Source organism: Gordonia sp. GN26 (assembly GCF_054823965.1).
Genome location: NZ_JSYC01000060.1, coordinates 1 through 18,605, shown reverse-complemented (window position 1 = coordinate 18,605; position 18,605 = coordinate 1). Strand labels below are relative to the sequence as shown.

General features: G+C 67.6%; 19 protein-coding genes. 8 read left to right on the top strand and 11 right to left on the bottom strand.

Annotation, left to right across the window (positions count from 1 at the left end):
* A partial coding sequence (locus tag OK17_RS14165) for a protein kinase domain-containing protein (RefSeq protein WP_461417826.1) occupies nt 1-330 on the bottom strand: 330 nt, incomplete at its 3' end.
* Between the two features lie 113 nt (nt 331-443).
* Between OK17_RS14165 and OK17_RS14160 the strand changes: the two genes are divergently transcribed.
* Nucleotides 444-1,661 (top strand): TerD family protein, encoded by a 1,218-nt coding sequence (locus tag OK17_RS14160; protein WP_461417825.1) that lies wholly within the window; start codon nt 444-446, stop codon nt 1,659-1,661.
* Nucleotides 1,662-1,731: 70 nt separating this feature from the next.
* Here OK17_RS14160 and OK17_RS14155 read toward each other — a convergent pair whose 3' ends face one another.
* The 4 genes from OK17_RS14155 to OK17_RS14140 form a co-directional block, all read right to left on the bottom strand.
* Complete coding sequence (locus OK17_RS14155; protein WP_461417824.1) at nt 1,732-2,979, bottom strand: SfnB family sulfur acquisition oxidoreductase; 1,248 nt, start codon at nt 2,977-2,979, stop codon at nt 1,732-1,734.
* Nucleotides 2,976-4,088, bottom strand: a complete 1,113-nt coding sequence (gene sfnG / locus OK17_RS14150; protein ID WP_461417823.1) for a dimethylsulfone monooxygenase SfnG — start codon at nt 4,086-4,088, stop codon at nt 2,976-2,978. The genes OK17_RS14155 and sfnG overlap by 4 nt, the downstream gene beginning before the upstream one ends.
* A gap of 58 nt (nt 4,089-4,146) precedes the next feature.
* Entirely contained in the window at nt 4,147-5,325 is a 1,179-nt protein-coding gene (locus OK17_RS14145; RefSeq protein ID WP_006867460.1) for an LLM class flavin-dependent oxidoreductase, read from the bottom strand.
* 336 nt (nt 5,326-5,661) lie between these two features.
* Nucleotides 5,662-6,321, bottom strand: coding sequence for a TetR family transcriptional regulator (locus tag OK17_RS14140; RefSeq protein ID WP_006867459.1), 660 nt, complete (start codon nt 6,319-6,321; stop codon nt 5,662-5,664).
* A 159-nt stretch (nt 6,322-6,480) separates the two neighbouring features.
* Between OK17_RS14140 and OK17_RS14135 the strand changes: the two genes are divergently transcribed.
* The 4 genes from OK17_RS14135 (at nt 6,481) to OK17_RS14120 (ending at nt 10,118) form a co-directional block, all read left to right on the top strand.
* A complete protein-coding gene (locus tag OK17_RS14135) occupies nt 6,481-7,605 on the top strand; it encodes a ferredoxin reductase (protein WP_461417822.1) in 1,125 nt (374 codons plus the stop codon).
* 62 nt (nt 7,606-7,667) lie between these two features.
* Complete coding sequence (locus tag OK17_RS14130) at nt 7,668-8,888, top strand: fatty acid desaturase family protein (RefSeq protein ID WP_461417821.1); 1,221 nt, start codon at nt 7,668-7,670, stop codon at nt 8,886-8,888.
* Between the two features lie 127 nt (nt 8,889-9,015).
* Nucleotides 9,016-9,513 (top strand): hypothetical protein, encoded by a 498-nt coding sequence (locus OK17_RS14125; RefSeq protein WP_232719222.1) that lies wholly within the window; start codon nt 9,016-9,018, stop codon nt 9,511-9,513.
* Nucleotides 9,514-9,617: 104 nt separating this feature from the next.
* Nucleotides 9,618-10,118: a DUF4395 domain-containing protein gene (locus OK17_RS14120; RefSeq protein WP_461417820.1), complete on the top strand. Its 501-nt coding sequence runs from the start codon at nt 9,618-9,620 to the stop codon at nt 10,116-10,118.
* A 119-nt stretch (nt 10,119-10,237) separates the two neighbouring features.
* On the opposite strand, the gene OK17_RS14115 is transcribed toward OK17_RS14120, so the two are convergent.
* The 6 genes from OK17_RS14115 to OK17_RS14090 form a co-directional block, all read right to left on the bottom strand.
* Complete coding sequence (locus OK17_RS14115) at nt 10,238-10,411, bottom strand: hypothetical protein (protein ID WP_232719224.1); 174 nt, start codon at nt 10,409-10,411, stop codon at nt 10,238-10,240.
* 27 nt (nt 10,412-10,438) lie between these two features.
* Nucleotides 10,439-11,386 carry a Ppx/GppA phosphatase family protein gene (locus OK17_RS14110; protein ID WP_461417819.1) on the bottom strand — a complete coding sequence of 316 codons (948 nt, stop codon included), beginning with the start codon at nt 11,384-11,386 and terminating at the stop codon, nt 10,439-10,441.
* Nucleotides 11,383-11,913: a DUF501 domain-containing protein gene (locus OK17_RS14105; RefSeq protein WP_461417818.1), complete on the bottom strand. Its 531-nt coding sequence runs from the start codon at nt 11,911-11,913 to the stop codon at nt 11,383-11,385. Before OK17_RS14105 ends, OK17_RS14110 begins: the two co-directional genes overlap by 4 nt.
* An 11-nt stretch (nt 11,914-11,924) precedes the next feature.
* On the bottom strand, nt 11,925-12,623 hold the full coding sequence (locus OK17_RS14100) for a septum formation initiator family protein (RefSeq protein ID WP_461417817.1): 699 nt from the start codon (nt 12,621-12,623) through the stop codon (nt 11,925-11,927).
* A gap of 12 nt (nt 12,624-12,635) precedes the next feature.
* Nucleotides 12,636-13,919 (bottom strand): phosphopyruvate hydratase, encoded by a 1,284-nt coding sequence (gene eno / locus OK17_RS14095; RefSeq protein ID WP_006867450.1) that lies wholly within the window; start codon nt 13,917-13,919, stop codon nt 12,636-12,638.
* Between the two features lie 126 nt (nt 13,920-14,045).
* On the bottom strand, nt 14,046-14,816 hold the full coding sequence (locus tag OK17_RS14090; protein WP_461417816.1) for a lytic transglycosylase domain-containing protein: 771 nt from the start codon (nt 14,814-14,816) through the stop codon (nt 14,046-14,048).
* 293 nt (nt 14,817-15,109) lie between these two features.
* Between OK17_RS14090 and efeU the strand changes: the two genes are divergently transcribed.
* From efeU to efeB, 3 genes are read left to right on the top strand one after another with little or no spacing between them, the layout of a single operon-like run.
* Nucleotides 15,110-16,072, top strand: a complete 963-nt coding sequence (efeU, locus tag OK17_RS14085) for an iron uptake transporter permease EfeU (protein WP_461417815.1) — start codon at nt 15,110-15,112, stop codon at nt 16,070-16,072.
* Nucleotides 16,069-17,277: an iron uptake system protein EfeO gene (gene efeO / locus OK17_RS14080; RefSeq protein WP_461417814.1), complete on the top strand. Its 1,209-nt coding sequence runs from the start codon at nt 16,069-16,071 to the stop codon at nt 17,275-17,277. The genes efeU and efeO overlap by 4 nt, the downstream gene beginning before the upstream one ends.
* On the top strand, nt 17,274-18,602 hold the full coding sequence (efeB, locus tag OK17_RS14075) for an iron uptake transporter deferrochelatase/peroxidase subunit (RefSeq protein WP_461417813.1): 1,329 nt from the start codon (nt 17,274-17,276) through the stop codon (nt 18,600-18,602). The genes efeO and efeB overlap by 4 nt, the downstream gene beginning before the upstream one ends.
* Nucleotides 18,603-18,605: the final 3 nt, after the last annotated feature.

Below are 18,605 nucleotides of genomic sequence, written 5' to 3'. Positions count from 1 at the left end.
CGGTTCCACTCTCGTCTCGCGGGCGAGCAATGCCCGGAGGTCTTCACCGTTGACCAGGCGCATGTCGATGAAGAGCACGCCGTCGATCTCGCCCCAGTCGTGGATGGGGATGACGTGCGGTTCGCCGAGGCGCGCGGCGGCATGCGACTCCCGGCGGAACCGCTCCTGGTACATGGCGTCGTCGGCGAGACCCGGGTTGAGCAGCTTCACCGCGACGGTGCGTTCCTTGGTGGTGTCGTAGGCGCGATAGACCTCACCCATGCCGCCTCGGCCGAGCAACGCGTCGAGACGATATGGCCCGAACTGCGTGCCGACCCGGCTTCCTGTCATGACGAGCAGCATAAGCTGCCCGACTGACACTTCTCTGTCGCCTGGACGATCGCATCTGTCGCCCGGATGATCATGTTCGGAGGCCGTCGGAGCCGGTGACTACCCTGAGCACCATGCCCTCGCTGACCAAAGGCCAGAACGGCCCGCTGTCGACCTCCCAGATCGTCGTCACCGTCGACCTCGCGACCGCCGCGGACGTGTCGGCTCTGCTGGTGACCGACCGCGGCGTCGTGCGCAGTGACAACGACTTCGTGTTCTACAACCAGCCCACCGGCCCCGGTGTCTCGCTGCAACCGTCGCCCAACGGTCCAGCGCGACTCCACATCTCGACCAACCAGATCCCGGCGGACATCGACTCCGTCCGGGCCGTCATCACCCTCGACGACCCGAGCTCGACCTTCGGCCGGTTCGCGCCGCCGGTCGCGCGCGTCACCGATGCCGGGGGCCGCGAACTCTACGACTACACCGTCACCGGCCTCACCTCCGAGTCGGTCGTCATCGCCATCGAGATCTACCGCCGCAATCTGGACTGGAAGGTGCGCGCCGTCGGGCAGGGTTATGCCGGCGGCTTCGCCGACCTCGTCCGCGATCACGGTGTCAGCGTCGACGAGGAGCCCACTCCGGCGCCTGTCCAGGCCGCGCCGACCTACGCACCGCCGGTCACTCCCCCACCGGCCCCGACGCCACCGCCTGCTCCGACTCCCCCGCCGGCACCCACACCGCCGCCGGCTCCGCCCCGGGCACCGGAGATCAGCCTGAGCAAGGATCGTCCGGTCAGCCTGACGAAGGGTCAGAAGGTCACGCTCCGCAAGGAGGGCGGGGTCCGCCTCACCAACATCCGCATGGGTCTCGGCTGGGACCCGGTGACCCGCCGGTTCGGACGGTCGAGCGCCATCGACCTCGACGCGTCGGTGCTGATGTTCTCCGGTGGCCGGTGCGTCGAAACGGTCTACTACGGCCATCTCACGAGCGACGACCGGTCGATCATGCACTCCGGCGACAACCTCACCGGCGAGGGCGAGGGCGACGACGAGGTCATCAATGTTGCGCTGCAGTCGGTTCCGCCGCACATCGACGCCCTGATGTTCATCGTGACGTCGTACCGCGGGCAGACGTTCGAAGAGATCGACAACGCCTTCTGTCGGCTCGTCGACAACACGACCTCCGCCGAGCTGGCGCGCTACACCCTCAAGGGCGGCATGCCGTTCACGGCGGTCGCGATGGCCGTCATCAGCCGTGAGGGCGGCGAGTGGAGGCTGCGCGCGATCGGTGACGGCTTCAACGCCAAGACCCCGAAGAAGGCACTGCCGCACGTGGGCAGGTACCTGTAGGACGCACTTCGCGTTGCGTTCGTCTCCGGGAGCCGGGAGCGAACGCAACGCGATTGTCGTACACAAGGATTCAGATCACGCCGTGCAGTGGCGGGTCCTCTCCGCGGAGAAGCCAGCGACCGATGTGCTGGTACTTCCATCGGACTGGGTCGTGCAGGGTGTGGGTCCGGGCATCACGCCAGTAGCGGTCGAGCCTGGTTCCGGCTGCGGCGCTGCGGGTTCCGCTCACCTCGAACAGTGCCGACGCCACCGGCGTCGCGACCCGGTCGGCCACGGCCTTGGCGCGCGCCACGGCGATCGACGCCTCGGCGACGAGCTCGCGACGCGGCGCACCGACCGAACCGTCCACGGCCTCGTCGACCTTGCGACCGGCTGCGACGAGCATCGTCTCGGCAGTTGCGACGTCGACCTCGAGTTCACCGAAACGCTGGACCACCAGCGGATCGTCGACGGCACGGTCGACGCCCGCCTCGAACCACGGACGGGCCTTGGTGCGCACGAACTCGACGGCCTCGGTCAGCGCGCCGCGGGCGATGCCGACGTCGATCGCGACGTGCAGCAGCTGTGCGTACGCGCCATAGGCGGTGGGTGCCGACGTCGCCGACGCGCGGGCCACGAGGTCGGCCGCGGTCACCTCGACGCCGGAGAACCGGACGGTTCCCGAGCCGGTCGTCCGCTGCCCCACGGCATCCCAGTCGTCGACGATCTCGACGCCCGCCGAGTCCGCCGGGATGAACGCCACATACTCGCCCGGTGCGAGGTCACCGGCAGGCGCATCGAGCTTAGCCAGGACGGCGAGCGTGTGCGCGAACAGCGAGCCCGTGCAGTAGAACTTCTCACCGTCGAGGACGAAACGACCGGTGCCACCGTCGACCGGGGTCAGCCGGGTCGAGATGTCGGCGATGGTCTTGCCGCCGCGCTCCGACTGGGCGTTGGCCACCCGACCACCGGCCAGGACATCGGTGAAGATGCGCTCCTGCAACGCTTCTCCCGCGGAGAGACGCACCAGGTTGAGGTAGACGAAGTGACTGTGCGGGATCTGCGCGATGCTCGGATCGGCGGCGGCGAGGATCGCGACGACCTCGGCCAGCACGCTCGGCGCGACGTCGAGTCCACCGAACCGTGCGGGCACCGTCAGAGCGAGAAGACCCGACTCCGACAGGCGGTCGATCTCGGCGTGCGGCAACCGGCGGTCGCGGTCGCGCTCGGCGGCGTCGGCCGCGAACGTCGCAGCCAACTCCCTTGCCGCGGTGAGGGCTTCGGCGGTCGACCCGACCCGGCTCGCCGAATCGGGTCGGGCCTGACTGACAGCGGTCACAGCACTGCTGCGGGTGTCTGCGATGCCTCGAGTTCGCGCACGAGCGGGAGCACCTTCTCGCCGAAGTACTCGATCTCCTCCTGGAAGTGCAGGAAGCCACCGAGGATGAGGTCGACGCCGAGGCGCTTGTAGGCCACGATGCGCTCGGCGATCTGCTCGGGCGTGCCGATCAGCTGCGTCTTGAAGCCGTCGTTGTACTGGACGAGGTCCTCGAAATTCGAGTCCGCCCACATGCCCTTCTTGTCCCCGGTCGAGTTGCCGGCCTGCTGCACGGCATCTCGGAAGCCCTCAACCGCAGGACGATTCGCCTTCTCGACGATCTCGCGCAGGGTGTCGCGGGCTTCCTTCTCGGTGTCGCGGGCGATGATGAAGCCGTTCAGGCCGAACTTCACCGAACGGTTGTGCGCCTGGGCGACGGCACGCAGGTCGTCGATCTGCTCGGTGACGCCGTCGAAGTCCTTGCCGTTGGAGAAGTACCAGTCGGCGAAGCGGCCGCCGTTGCTGCGCGCCGCGGTCGAGTTGCCGCCCTGGAAGAGCTCCGGGTTCGGACGCTCGGGGGTGTTGAGCGGCTTCGGCTTCAGGGTGAAATCGTGGATGCGGTAGAAGTCGCCACGGTAGTCGACGTTGTCCTCGGTCCAGATCTTGCGGATGACCTCGAGGAACTCGCCGCTGCGGCGGTAGCGCTCGTCGTGCTCGAGCCACGGCTCACCGAGGTGGGTGAACTCGTCCTTGAACCAGCCGCTGACCACGTTGATGGCGAAACGGCCCTTGGACAGGTGGTCGGCGGTGGCGCCGAGCTTGGCCAGGACTGCCGGGTGCCACAGGCCGGGGTGCACCGCGGCGATGACCTTCAGCCGCTGCGTCGCGAGGAGCAGCGCCAGGCTGAAACTCGTCGACTCGTGCTGGTATTCGGCGCCGTAGCTGGCCTCGTAACGAACCTGCGAGAGTGCGTACTCGAAGCCGTTGTTCTCGGCGGTCTGGGCGAGCTTGATGTTGTAGTCGTAGCCCCAGTCGGTGCGCTGCTCGACGGTGCTGGTGACCAGGCCGCCGCTGACGTTGGGCACCCAGTAGGCGAACTTGATCTCGTCCGCGATGGAGTCGGTGGACATGGTGTTACCTCCGGAGGTGGGTTCTCAGGTGGAGAGTGGATCGGTCAGGACGGAGCGATCACGACGAGGCGGCCTGGAGCCGGGGCAGGAACGCGGTGCGAACCTCTTCACTCGGACGCGCATCGGCCGCGTCGAGCAGGCCGCGGCGGGCGAGCGCCGGTCGGACGCCCTCACCGAAGTGGTAGGCCTCCTCGAGGTGCGGGTAGCCGGACAGGATGAAGTGGTCGAGACCGAGGGCGGCGTACTCACCGATGAGCTCCGCGACCTCGTCGTAGGAACCGACGAGTGCGGTGCCCGCACCGCCGCGCACCAGACCGACGCCGGACCAGACGCCCGGGTGGATCTCCAGCGAACGCGGGTCGGGCGAAACTTCGAAAGCTGCACCGCGGCCGTGCAATTCGGACATCCGGCGCTGGCCCTCGGATTCCGACTGGGCGAGGTTCCGCTGCGCGGCGGCGACCTGTTCCGGATCGAGGTTGTTGAGGAGTCGTTCGGCCTCGGCCCACGCCTGCTCGGAGGTTTCGCGGGCGATCACGTGGAACCGGATGCCGTGATCGAGGGTCCGGCCCTGGGCTGCGGCGAGTCCGTTGATCCAGGCGATCTTCTGGGCGACGGCCTCCGGACGCTCACCCCAGGTGAGGTAGGTGTCGGCGTACTTGGCGGCCACGTCACCCGCGGCAGGCGACGATCCACCGAAGAAGACCGGCGGGGTCGGGGTGGGGCGACGGCCGAGGAGGGCGTTCTCCACGCGCAGGTGCTTGCCGACGAAGTCGACGGGCTCGTCCTGGGTCCACAGACGGCGGATGATCTCCAGGTATTCGCCGCAGCGCTCGTAGCGGGCGTTCTTCGCCAGGAAGTCACCGAAGGCGCGCTGTTCGCTCGACTCGCCGCCGGTGACGACGTTGATCAGCAGGCGACCCTCGGAATGCCACTGGAAGGTCGCCGACATCTGCGCTGCGAGGAGCGGCGAGATGAGGCCGGGGCGGAAGGCGATCAGGAACTTGAGGCTCTCGGTCGAGTCGATGAGCGCCGCGGTTGTCAGCCACGCGTCCTCACACCAGAGTCCGGCCGGGGTCAGGACGGCTTCGAAGCCGTTGACCTCGGCCGCACCCGCGAGCTGCTTGAGGTAACGAAGGTCGGCCGGCCGGTCCCCGTTCATCTGGCTGCCGTGCCCGCCCGCGATCAGATTGCGGGAGTCACCGTAGGTGGGCAGGAACCAGTGGAAATGCAGAGACACCGCGAGGGCACCTTTCGTCGTAGAGCGTCAGGGGTGGAGCGGCAGGCATGACCAGCAGCTCGGACCGAAATACCCGCGCTGGGACACACATGTCGAATCCAAGTGTCGGACACCGGCGAGACGGGAGGCCACAATTGAAATCTGTGTGACGCCAAGTGGACAACGATCCACAACGTCCGGTAGAGGCGGTGTTTGCGCAGGTCAGAGGTGTACCAGGGGCGATCGCCACCATGCGGACCGCACTTCTCGCCGACGACGCCACGCGACGGTCCCGATTCTGCGCCGGTCGCCCCACTCTTCGGAGGGGCCGTTCTCAGGCCCCGACCGACGACCCGCTCACTCCGACGGTCGCCACTGCCCCATTCCGAGGAACACCATCACCAGTTGCCGTTCGGTGCGCTCGACGATCTGCTTCTCGGCGCCCCGTCCGCGGTACTCGCCGTCGAGCAGATCGGCCACGGCGGTCAGCATGATCGTGACGATGAGTTCGGCGGCGATCTCGAGGTCTTCCGGCTGCCACGGGGCGAGGTCCGGAATCCGGGCGAGGTCGATCGTCAGCTCTTTGGCGAAGAGCCGGAGTTCGGTGTCGATGGCGCGGCGGATCTCCGCGATACCGCCGTGCTGCTCGCGGATCAGGAAGCGGAACTGCGATTCGTTCTCGCGGACGTGCCGCAAGAGGATGTCGAGTGAGTTCTTGGCAGTCGGCATCGCCTGACGCGCGGCGAGATCACGCCGCCCCTCGCGAAGAGCTCGACGCAGGACTCGCATCGAGTCCTCGACGACCGTGACCCCGAGATCCTCCATCGAGGCGAAGTGCCGATAGAAGGCAGTGGGCACGATGCCCGCACCGCGGGCCACCTCGCGCAGGCTGATGCTGCCGAAGCTGCGGTCGCCGACAAGGGACCTCGTGGCGTCGAGGAGCGCCTGGCGCGTCTGGTTCTTCTTGTCCGCACGCGTCTGCGCATCGCGCTGGTCCGAACTCCGCGTGCGTGTCACACAGCCGAGTGTATTCGCCGCGACCTTCGACCCCGACCCTGACCTCCCGACGATCGTGACGGCCATCACAGGAATCTCCGCTTGACGGGTACAGGCGTCAACATGTCACACTCGTTTGTGTACATCTGTACACCGAAACCATGTGAACGGAGCCCATCCATGAGCATCCGCACCTCCCAGAACCCGACCCCGGGCACCGCAGCCGGCAGCCCCGGCCGCTGGAACCGCCTGGTCGGATCGATCGTCGAGGCGGCACTGTCCCCGCATCCGGTCGATCGCTATCTCGAACTGCTCGATCCCATGCTCACCTGGCGCGACCTGCGCGGCGAGATCGTCCGGGTCGAGCATCCGACACCCCGCACGGTGCGTCTCACCATCCGTCCGACACGTCAGTGGCGCGGCCATCAGGCTGGACAGTTCGTGCAGCTCAGCGTCGTGATCGACGGAGTCCGGCACACCCGGTGCTTCTCGCCGGCCAATGCTGCCGCCGGCCCGGACGGCGACATCGAACTCACCGTCACCGCCAACGACGACGGCCTCGTCTCCAAACACCTGGCCGCCGAGGCCCGGACCGGCGATGTGGTCGGACTGTCCCAGGCCGACGGCGAGTTCGCGCTGCCGGAGACCGATCCGACGTCGGCCGTCTTCATCAGCGGCGGCAGCGGCGTTACACCTGTGCTCTCAATGTTGAGGACACTCGTGGCCCGAGGATACGCCGGACCGATCACCTTCGTGCACTACGCGCGCACGGCTTCGGAGGTCGCGTACCGCACCGAGCTCGCCGCCCTGGCGGCCGAGCATCCCAACCTCGACCTCCGGATGCACCACACCCGCGAGGACGACGACGGCCACTTCACCGCCGCGCACCTCGACGACATCCCCGGTCTGACCGACGCCGACGTCTTCGTCTGCGGACCCCGGGCCCTGATGGATGCCGTCGCCGAGGCGCACGCCGAACTCGGCATCTCGCAGCCGTTGCACAGCGAGGCGTTCACCCTGGCCGCACCGACGGTCGTCGACCCCGATTCGGTCGAGGGCGAACTGACGTTCTCGCGATCGGGGGCAACGGCTTCCAACGACGGCCGCCCCATCCTCGACCAGGCCGAGGCCGCCGGGCTCAGCCCGGAACACGGCTGCCGCATGGGGATCTGCTTCTCCTGCACCGCCGTGAAGAAGTCGGGCTGCACCCGCAACGTGCTCACCGGCGAGACCGACACCGAGTCCGACACACAGATCCAGCTGTGCATCAACGCCCCGGTCGGTTCCGTCGACATCGAGATCTGACGGTCGGCCACCGCGCGCCGACCTCCACCCATTCCACTCTCCTACCCAGCAGGAGGCACAGCATGACCATCGACATCGCCAAGGACACCCGTCCCGCGCCCACCAATAACCTCCCGGCCCTCCTCGAGGCCGAGAACACCACCGCCGAGACGGCTGCCGCCGATCCCAACACCGTCGTCCTGTCCTATGAACAGGTCGAGGCGCTGGGACGTGACCTGGACGAACTGCGCTCGCGGATCGTCGCCGACCTCGGGCAGAAGGACCGCGACTACCTGTACTCGGTGATCCGCGCCCAGCGCGGGTTCGAGATCGGCGGCCGCGCACTGATGTACCTCGGGTTCTTCCCGCCGGCCTGGATCGCCGCCGTCGGCGCACTCTCCGTGTCGAAGATCCTCGACAACATGGAGATCGGCCACAACGTGATGCACGGCCAGTACGACTGGATGCGCGAGGACACCTACAACTCCCGCGAATTCGAGTGGGACACCGTGTGCCCGGCCGACCAGTGGAAGCACAGCCACAACTACCTGCACCACACGTTCACCAACATCCTCGGCGAGGACCGCGACATCGGCTACGGCATCCTGCGGATGGCGCGTGACCAGAAGTGGAATCCCTACTACCTGGGCAACCTCGGGTACGCGACCGCCCTCATGCTCCTCTTCGAGTGGGGTGTGATGCTCCACGACCTGGAGGCGGAGAACGTGATCCAGGGCAAGCGCAAGTGGAGTGACATCAAGGGCCTGGTGAAGGGCATGTGGCGAAAGGCCGGTCGACAGGTCCTCAAGGACTACGTCGTCTTTCCGGCGCTGACCGGTCCGCTGTTCGTCCCGACCCTCATCGGCAACGCCACCGCCAACCTGGTGCGCAACGTGTGGACCTATTCGATCATCTTCTGCGGCCACTTCCCCACCGGTGCACAAACTTTCACCCCGGAGGAGTGCGAGAACGAAACCCGCGGCCAGTGGTACCTGCGCCAGATGCTCGGCTCGGCGAACATCACCGGCAGCCCGCTGTTCCACATCATGAGCGGCAACCTGTCGCACCAGATCGAGCACCACCTGTTCCCGGACATCCCGGCAAGCCGCTACCCGACGATCTCCGCCGAGGTGCAGGAGATCTGCGAGCGCTACGGCCTGCCGTACAACACCGGCTCGCTCAGCCACCAGCTGGCGTCGACGTGGAAGAAGATCGCGAAGCTGTCGCTCCCGAACTGGATGACCCGCGACGACGACGACCTCACCGTCATCGTCGAACGTGAGAAGCCCGCGTCGGCCGCCTGACCTGTGCATTTGAGAATCGTTTGACCGACTGGTCCCCGGGGGTAACCTCGGGACCAGTCGCGTTTCACCGGCGCGCACGGACAGGCACACGCGGGGGCAACACCCTTAAGAACCCAGGGGGTCACAGATGGTCGACAGCATCGAACGGAACAAGGACCTGATGCAGGAGCTGATCGAGTCCACGGCAACGCACGTGGGTCGTATCGCCACGATCATCACCGGCGCCGTCGCCGGGGTGACCCGCGAGATCGGCGAGATCGTCACCGACGGGTTCGAGATGCGGGAGGCCGCACGCAAGGCGAAGGCCGACCTCGCCCAAGACCGCGAGTGGGGAATCGTCGACGCCGAGTTCGCCTATGCCGAGACGGTCAACGACGTCGACCTGTCCCAGCCGTTTTCCGAGTCCGAGCAGGCACGAGAAGTGACAGGAGTGGACATGGACGAGATCCCCGATCGCATCGACGTCGGCGAGCAGGCCGGCATCGACCAGGAGGGAGAGGTCTCCCGGGAGGCCGAACTCCCCAACGACGGCGGCGTGACCGACCAGGACGAGCCCGACGTCGACGACCCGCGGGAGATCGCCGCTGAGGAACCCCGCATCGACCCCGACATCGATCACTTGTGAGACGACGCTCACCCTCTTGAGATCTGGGTGGATACAACCTTTGCCAAACGGCGGACTCACCCGTAGCTTGGTCCTGGTTTTCCTAGTTCATGGAGGTTCTGTCGATGTCGGTGCGTGAGGTTCTCACCTTTCCCAACCCCGTGAACGATTACGCAGCCCGCACGACCGCCGGCCTGGTCGTCGTGCTGGCCGTCATCGCGGTCGCGGTCAACAACCCGATCCTGTACGGCCTGCTGGTCCTCGGGTTCGCACTGCGTGTGGCGTCGGGCCCCACGCTCTCCCCCTTCGGACAGCTGTCGGTGAAGTTCATCGTCCCGAAGATCGTCCGCAAGGAGAAGCTGGTCCCCGGCCCGCCGAAGCGCTTCGCGCAGACCATCGGCCTGGTGGTCAGCGGAACGGCGTTCGTGTTGAGCCTCTTCGGTTTCGGTCTGGCCGCCCAGATCGTCACCGGCGTCCTGATCCTCGCCGCGACCCTCGAGTCGGTCTTCGGATTCTGCCTCGGCTGCACCATCTTCGGCTTCCTCCAGCACGCGGGCATCATCCCCGAGTCTGTCTGCGAAGCCTGCAACAACATCTCGCTGCGCAACCCCGCAGCCGCGGCCTAGCCGCAAACCCACCCTTTATCGCCAGATCCACCACCCGCTCGGGTGGTGGATCTGGCGAAATGTGGTGGGTTTGCCTGCTCCATGAGGAGCCCGGAGCGTGCGGAGGGCGTCTCGGAGGGTCAGTCGGATTTCACCGAGCGGTCGGGCACGGTCATCGCCATCATCATGATCTCGGTCTCGCTGTAATCCCGGCCGGGGTGTTCGGCCGCGAGATGGGCCTGGACCTTGGGGACGAAGTCGTCTTCGAGGGCGGTGATGGACTCGCCACAGGGGCAACGCAGGTTGTATGCCATGCGTCACATCCTATCGGGACCGGTCCGTCAGTCCAGGATGCCGAGTGCGATGCCGTCGAGGATGTCGTGCTCGCTGACGACGAGTTCGGTGATGCCCGCGCGTTCGGCCAGCACCTTCGCCAGTTCGAGCGTGACCAGCGATCCCCCGCCGATGACGTCGACGCGACCGGGGTGCATCGGCCCGAGGGCCGCGCGGTCGGCGCGCGGCATGTGGACGAGGTCCCAGCACACGCGGTCGAGGTCGGCTAGCGAGATGCGGGAAAGGTGGATCTTCTCCGAGTCATACTCGGTCAGCCCGGCGCCGAGTGCGGCGAGCGTCGTCATCGTCCCGGCGACGCCGACCCACGTCCGCGCAGGCTCGACGGGCACCCGCGCGAAGGCCTCGGCCAGTCGCTCGGCGGCGAACGCCTGGGCGGCGGCGATCTCCTCGGCGGTCGGCGGATCGGACGGCAGGGTGCGTTCGGTCAGACGCACGCACCCGATGTCCGCCGAGTACGCGGCGTGGACGCCATCGGTGTCGCCGAGCACCACCTCGGTCGAGCCTCCCCCGAGGTCGGTGACCACGAAAGGCCCACTGTCAGGGTCCAATTCGCCGACGGCCCCGCGGAAGGACAGTCGTGCTTCCTCGTCGCCGGAGATGACCTCGGCGATGGCGCCGTCGGAGACGCAGCTCAGCAGGTCGGCGGTCATCGCGAAAAATTCGTCGCGATTCGACGCATCGCGTGTCGCCGAGGTGGCGACCATACGCACCTTCTCGACGCCGAGCGATTCCATCGTGGTGACGTAGTCGGCCAGCGCGACCCGGGTGCGTTCGATCGATTCCGGGGCGAACTGTCCGGTCGCGTCGACGCCGTAACCCAGTCGTACGACGCGCATCTCGCGATGCAGGTCGACGAGGCGGCCGTCGTCGCCCGCCCGGGCCACGAGGAGACGGATCGAGTTGGTTCCGCAGTCGACGGCGCCGACGATCGTCACGCGTTGTCTCCGGGAGTCTCTGTCGGCGGCAGTGTGGCGGGCCAGTCGGCCGGGATCGCGGTGCCCCGCAAGCCATTTGCAGCCGCGAGAGCCACCGCCTCGTCGCCGAACGGGTTGAGACCCGGCCCCTTCGCGAGCGAGTGCGCGATCAACACATGCAGGCACTTCACCCGGTCGGGCATGCCGCCGCCGGTGAAGTCGGTGCCCAACGACTCGATGGCGTCGCGCTCGGCGAGGTAGTCCTCGTGCGCACGACGATAGACGGCCGCGAGCTCCGGATCGGACGACAACCGCGCGGTCATCCCCCGCATGACGCCCGCCGACTCCTGACGACTGGCCTCGGCGGTGAGCCGTGGATCGGTCAGGTAGTACAGCGTCGGGAACGGCGTGCCGTCGGGCAGCCGCGGCGCGGTCTTGACCACGGCGGGCTGGCCGTCGGGAGTGCGATAACTGATTTCGATGACCCCGCGCGGCTCGCGTCCCAGCTGCGCTGCGACGGTGGCGAGGTCTTCTTCTGACACGCTCACGGTCTCTGACCTCACTGCGCGGCGGGCGGAGTCGACAGGGTGTCCCAGAGGTTGCCGTACCAGGGTGCGCGGGCGCGCTCCTCGGCACGTTCGGCAGCCTCGCGGCGGGCCTGGTCGGCGGGGAACAACATCACGAGCGGAATCTCTCCTGGCTTGACGAACTGCAGACGCGTCCGCGCCTGGGCCTCGATGTAGGCGGGGTCGTTCTGCTCGTTGACCTTCTGCTGGTAGTCGGCGACCTCGCGCCGCAGCTGTTCGTTCGACGCGGTCAGCTGGCGGAACTCCGACCGCTGACTGAAGTACGTCCGCAGCGGCATCGCCAGCGTCAGGGCGACGACGCAGACCACGACGACCGTGATGACGAGTGTCGCCACCGTGGCCGGGGTCATCTCGAAGCGGCGCAGACGAGCGCTCAGTCCGGACCGCATCCGGTTCCGGGACGCGTTCGGCCGGGGGCGACGAACCCGCTCAGCCGACGGTGCGGCGGTGTCAGTCGCAGTCTCCTGGGCTTCGGCTGCGGTGTCCGCAGAGGCGTCGGAGATCAGCTCCTGTTCACCGGTCTCGACGACCGAGACCGGTGCGACAGGCCGAGCCGGACGTCCGGACCGATCGTGCCGTCGCGTGCGACGGGCGTCGCGTGCGCGCGGATCGGCCTTCCGATCACGCGCACGCTGACGCCCGTCACCGCGGTGACGTCGCTCCGAACCCATGAAGACAGCTAATCACGAACCAAACGAGAAACGCGGGAAGGCGAGGTCCCCCGCGTAGCGTGCCGCATCGCCGAGACCCTCTTCGATGCGCAGCAGCTGGTTGTACTTGGCGACACGCTCGGAACGTGCGGGCGCACCGGTCTTGATCTGTCCGCAGCTGCAGGCGACGGCGAGGTCGGCGATGGTGGTGTCCTCGGTCTCACCGGACCGGTGGCTCATCATCGACTTGTAGCCGTTGTTGTGCGCGAGGGCGACGGCGTCGAGGGTCTCGGTCAGCGTGCCGATCTGGTTCACCTTGACCAGCAGCGCGTTGGCGATGCCCTTCGAGATGCCCTCTTCGAGACGCTCGGGGTTGGTGACGAACAGGTCGTCGCCGACGAGCTGCACCTTGTCGCCGATCGACTCGGTCAGCTTGGCCCAACCGGTCCAGTCGTCCTCGGACAGGCCGTCCTCGATCGACACGATCGGGTAGTCGCTGATGAGCTTCTCGTAGAACGACACCATGGCGTCGGCGTCGAACTCCTTGCCCTCGAGCTTGTAGACGCCGTTGGAGTAGAACTCGGTCGACGCGGCGTCGAGCGCGATGACGACGTCACGGCCGAAGTTGTAGCCGGCCTTGCCGACGGCCTCGCCGATCACGGCGATGGCGGCCTCGGTGTTCGGCAGGTCGGGGGCGAAGCCGCCCTCGTCGCCGAGCGCGGTGTTCAGACCCTGCTTGTGCAGCACCGACTTGAGCGCGTGGTAGACCTCGGCGCCGCAGCGGAGGGCTTCCTTGAAGGTGGGGGCGCCGACCGGAGCGATCATGAACTCCTGGAAGTCGATGCCGTTGTCCGCGTGCTCACCGCCGTTGATGATGTTCATCATCGGGACCGGCAGGATGTGGGCGTTGGGGCCGCCGATGTAGCGGAACAGGGGCAGACCGGCCGACTCGGCCGCGCCCTTGGCCACCGCGAGCGAGACACCGAGCAGCGCGTTGGCGCCGATGCGGCTCTTGTCGGGGGTGCCGTCGCAGTCCAGCAGTGCCTGGTCGACGAGACGCTGCTCCTCGGCCTCGATGCCGATCACCGCGGGTGCCAGCTCGCCGAGGACACCCTCGACGGCCTTGGTGACGCCCTTGCCCAGGTACCGCTCGCCGCCGTCACGGAGCTCGACGGCCTCGTGTTCGCCGGTGGAAGCGCCCGACGGAACGGCGGCGCGGGTGAAGGTGCCGTCGTCCAGGACGACCTCGACCTCGACCGTCGGGTTTCCCCGCGAGTCGAGAATCTCGCGCGCACCTACCTGCTCGATGATTGCCACGGCTGAACCCCAATCTCGGTGGACGTGCCGGCTGTGATGCCGGTCGGTAGGTCAAAGAGTAGTGGCTGCATCCACGGCCCACGAGACAAGGTCTCGTGGTACGGCTGCAGCCGTCCGGCCCCGGGCTCAGAAACGGACGTTGATCGAGTAGGCGTTGGCGTGATCGCGCACGTCGAGGACGTAGGCCATCGAGTTGTTGTACGTGCGGACCGCCTTCTCCCACCCCTCGGCGACGGTCATGTCGTTGCCCGAGGAGACGCACAGGTAGCGGGCGGCGGACAGCGCCGCGTCGTCGATGTTGTCTGGGTCGGGGACGCCGTCTCCGTTGGCGTCCACGCCGTAGCGCTTCCACGTCTCGGGGATGAACTGGAAAGGCCCCATCGCGCGATCGTGGGTGGGGTCACCGTCGAGGGCGCCCCCGTCGGTGTCGCGGATCTCCATGTTGCCCTTGGTGCCGTCGAGCTGTGCGCCGCGGATCGGCGGGCTCACGTCGCCGTTCTCGGCCACGCTCGAGCCCCGGTAGCGTCCGTGCTTGCTCTCGACGCCCGCGATGCCGGCCAGCGTGGTCCACGCGATGCCGCATTCGGGGTGCTGCTGCCGCTGGATCTCCGCGGCGTTGCCGTAGGCCTGCAGGGACACGATGGGGATGCCGGTCGACTCCGAGATGGGTTCGGCCCACTCATGCATCTTGTCGGCGGTGCGCCCGGGCGCATTGATGTCGATGTAGGGCTGCGGCACACCCGCGCCGGGCGGGATGCCCTCGGGGATGTCGGGCCTGTTCAGCGACGGGAGATCGATGCACGCGGAGAGCAACACCGTCGAGGCGATCGCCACCCCGCCCGCGACCGGCCCGTTCCTCCACGAGCGACGGTTCCGCCCCCGGCCCAACACACGCATTCCCCGTTCCACTCCTGTCTCGGATCTCCCGGCGGGCCGACGCCCGTCCGATCGACCACGATCGCACATGCCGCGGCGTGCTCGCCTCGGCAACACACAGCGACCCGGTCACAGAGGACAACTGTCGGCGGCCGGCTTCGGTTCCCGACGGCCCGGGCACCGGCGACAGCTGGAGACTCGCAGGTCCGCTGGGCCCATGTGCCCTACGCGGCCCCCCGCCCGAGGTCTAGTCTCTGTATGGCTAGCCTTACTGAACCATCGGCGTCGGTCGCGCCGAGAGACGGACGAACTGAATGGATCACCTCACGGCACTCGCCTCGAGCGGCGTTCACGTGCTTGCCGCCGACGGTGGCCCGTCGATCTGGACGCAGATGTTCGGTAGCGCGCTCATCGGGCTCCGCGAGGGACTCGAAACCGGGATCGTCGTCATGGTTCTCGTCGCCTTCGTCGTCAAGACCGACCGCCGGGACGCCCTGAAGTGGATCTGGGCGGGCGTGGGTGCCGCGGTCGCCATGACGGTCGCGGTGTTCCTCGTGATCCACTTCGGTACCTCGACGATGACGCCGCTCGCCGCCGAGACCATCGCCGGTGTCGCGTCGCTGGTGGCCGTCGCGATCGTGACGTTCATGGTGCTGTGGATGAGCGAGGCCTCCTCCCATATCTCTGCCGACCTCAAGAGCGGGATGTCGAAGGCTCTCCTCGCCGGTGGTGCGTCGGTGCTGGGTCTGTCGTTCCTGGCCGTCGGCCGTGAGGGTTTCGAGACCGCCCTGCTGATGGTCGGGTACGCCGAGAGCGTCTCCGGTGGACTGTGGCCGCTGCTCGGCCTCGTCGTCGGAATCATCGCCGCGATCGTGTTGACCGTGCTGATCTACCGCGGCGCCATCCGCCTGAACCTCTCGGTGTTCTTCACTTACACAGGTCTGTTCCTGATCATCGTCGCCGCCGGAATCCTCACCTACGGCGTCCGCGCGCTGCAGACGGTGGGCTGGCTGCCCGGCCACGACAACATCGCCTTCGACGTCTCCGGAACCTACGACGCCTCGTCCTGGTACGGGACGGTCCTGGGCGGCATCTTCAACGTGCGACCCGATCCGACTGTCCTTCAGGTGATCGCCTGGATCGTCTACGTCGTCGTCGTGACCACGATCTTCTTCCGACGCCAACGCGCGAGCCATCGGGCCGTCGCGCAGAAGACCGCAACCCCCGACGAGAGCGCCGCACCCGCGGAGCCCACCCCCGAAAGGAATGCTCAGTGACTCGTAGACCCGTGGTTGCCGCAGCTGCGGCCGCGGTGGTGATCGCCCCCGTGCTCCTCGCCGGCTGTACCGAGAAGAGCAACTCCGAGGGCGCGATCGCGGTGACATCGACCGCCGACGCCTGTGATCTCGCGACCACCGATGCGACGACCGGCAACGTGGACTTCACGGTCACCAACTCCGGCGACAAGGTCACCGAGTTCTACGTCTACGGGAACAACAACCGCGTCCTCGGCGAGGTCGAGAACATCGGTCCCGGGCTGTCCGGCAACCTGACCGTCGAGATCGTCGAACCCGGCACCTACACGGTGGCCTGCAAGCCCGGCATGGTCGGCACCGGCATCCGGACGGAGCTCAACGTCGGCGGCGAGCGCAAGGAGAAGGCCGACGTCCCCGCCGACGTGACGGCCGCCAAGGCGCAATACCTCGAGTACGTCCGCAACCAGCTCAACACCCTGCACGCCCAGACGACATCCTTCGTCGACAGCGTCAAGAAGGGCGATCTCGACGTGGCACGTGCGCAGTTCGGTCTCGCGCGCACGCCGTACGAGCGGATCGAACCGGTCGCCGAGTCCTTCCCCGATCTCGACCCCGCCATCGACATGCGGTGGGACGACACCGAGGACGGCACCCAGCCGTTCACCGGATTCCACCGCATCGAGCGGTTCCTGTGGCCGCCGCAGGCCGACGAGATCGGCGACGCACCGGGCCAGATCACGCCGTCGGATGCCGCGAACGCCAAGGAGACCGACAATCCGCAGGCCATCGCCGAGGTCGCCGACGGCCTGCTCGCCAACGTCACGAAGCTGCGCGACGAGGTCAACTCCCCCGACTTCGACTTCGAGACCCTGTCGTTCGTGAAGGGCCCGCAGGCCCTGATCGACGAGGTCGCCGCCACCAAGGTCGACGGCGAGGAAGATCGCTACTCGCACACCGATCTCTGGGATTTCGCCGGCAACCTCGACGGCTCGGAGACCGCGATCGCGACGATGCAGCCGATCATCGCCGCCAAGAACCCGGCGCTGATGGACAAGATCACCGCCCAGTTCGCGACGGTGCGCGACTCGGTGAACTCCTACCGCGACGGTGATGGCTACGTGTCGTACACCGAGGTCACGCCCGCGCAGCGCAAGGAACTGTCGAATCAGATCGATGCGCTCTCGGCCACCCTGTCACAGGTCCCGGGAATCGTGCTGCAGCAATGAGTGATCCGGCCCCCCGCCCCGACGACGCGCAGCCCACCGAACCCGTAGGCCACACGAAGAAGCGACGTGGTCTGTCGCGTCGTGCGATCCTCGGCGGAACCGGTGCCGGTCTGCTCGTCGCCGCGGGCGGGGTGGCCGTCGGCCGGGCCACCACGCCGGCGCCGGCAGCCGATCACGTCGTCGATTTCCGGGGTCCTCGGCAGGCCGGGATCATCACCGCCGCACAGGATCGACTGCACTTCGCGAGCTTCGACGTCGTCACCGACAACCGGGACGAACTCGTCGCCGTGCTGCAGCGTTGGACCGACGCGGCCGAACGCATGACCCGCGGTGAGGAGACCGTCCCCGACGGCGCCACCGGCCTCGGTGAGTACACCCCGCCTGCCGACACCGGAGAAGCGTTGGGGCTGAGTGCCGCTCACCTCACGCTGACGATCGGCTTCGGTCCGGGGTTGTTCGGCCCCAGCGCGTCGGCCCCTGACCGACCCGACCGTTTCGGTCTCGCCGACCGTCGCCCACCGGCCCTCGTCGATCTGCCGATGTTCGCAGCCGAGAAGATCGACCCCGCACGGTCGTACGGGGACATCTGCGTGCAGGCCTGCGCCGACGACCCGCAGGTCGCCGTCCACGCCATCCGCAACCTCGCGCGGATGGCGGTGGGCGTCATGGCCATCCGCTGGTCGCAGCTCGGGTTCGGCCGCACGTCGTCGACGACGCAGTCCCAGGACACCCCCCGGAACCTGTTCGGATTCAAGGACGGAACCGCGAACCTGCGCGCCGAGGACACCGACCTCCTCGACCGTTGGGTCTGGGTCGCCCCGGAGGACAATCCCCCGGCTGCGCAGTGGATGACGGGCGGCACCTACCTCGTCGCCCGGCGTATTCGGATGGACATCGAACCATGGGACCGCGCCAACCTCTTCGAGCAGGAACAGATCGTCGGTCGCACCAAGCGATCCGGCGCCCCGCTGGGGAAATCCGGCGAGTTCGACGACCCCGACTTCGCGATCACCTCCGGCGGCACCCCGATGATCGCGCGCAACGCCCATGTCCGGCTGGCACATCCGGACAACCTCGGCGGAGTGCGAATCCTCCGTCGCGGCTACAACTTCACCGACGGCACCGACGGCTTCGGTCACCTCGACGCCGGCCTGTTCTTCATCGCCTTCAACCGCGACACCGGCAAACAGTTCGTGCCCATGCAGCAGGTCCTGTCCCGACAGGACGCCATGACCGAGTACCTGATCCCCAACAGCTCGGCGAACTTCGCGATCCCGCCGGGCCTGGAGCGCGGCGAGTGGTGGGGGCAGCGGCTCTTCGAGTGAGTT

Coding starts and splice junctions, on each gene's coding strand:
- OK17_RS14160 (WP_461417825.1), top strand. CDS start 444: ATGCCCTCGCTGACCAAAGGCCAGAACGGCCCGCTGTCGACCTCCCAG.
- sfnG (WP_461417823.1), bottom strand. CDS start 4,088: ATGTCCACCGACTCCATCGCGGACGAGATCAAGTTCGCCTACTGGGTG.
- OK17_RS14135 (WP_461417822.1), top strand. CDS start 6,481: ATGAGCATCCGCACCTCCCAGAACCCGACCCCGGGCACCGCAGCCGGC.
- OK17_RS14130 (WP_461417821.1), top strand. CDS start 7,668: ATGACCATCGACATCGCCAAGGACACCCGTCCCGCGCCCACCAATAAC.
- OK17_RS14125 (WP_232719222.1), top strand. CDS start 9,016: ATGGTCGACAGCATCGAACGGAACAAGGACCTGATGCAGGAGCTGATC.
- OK17_RS14120 (WP_461417820.1), top strand. CDS start 9,618: ATGTCGGTGCGTGAGGTTCTCACCTTTCCCAACCCCGTGAACGATTAC.
- OK17_RS14115 (WP_232719224.1), bottom strand. CDS start 10,411: ATGGCATACAACCTGCGTTGCCCCTGTGGCGAGTCCATCACCGCCCTC.
- OK17_RS14100 (WP_461417817.1), bottom strand. CDS start 12,623: ATGGGTTCGGAGCGACGTCACCGCGGTGACGGGCGTCAGCGTGCGCGT.
- OK17_RS14090 (WP_461417816.1), bottom strand. CDS start 14,816: ATGCGTGTGTTGGGCCGGGGGCGGAACCGTCGCTCGTGGAGGAACGGG.
- efeU (WP_461417815.1), top strand. CDS start 15,110: ATGGATCACCTCACGGCACTCGCCTCGAGCGGCGTTCACGTGCTTGCC.
- efeB (WP_461417813.1), top strand. CDS start 17,274: ATGAGTGATCCGGCCCCCCGCCCCGACGACGCGCAGCCCACCGAACCC.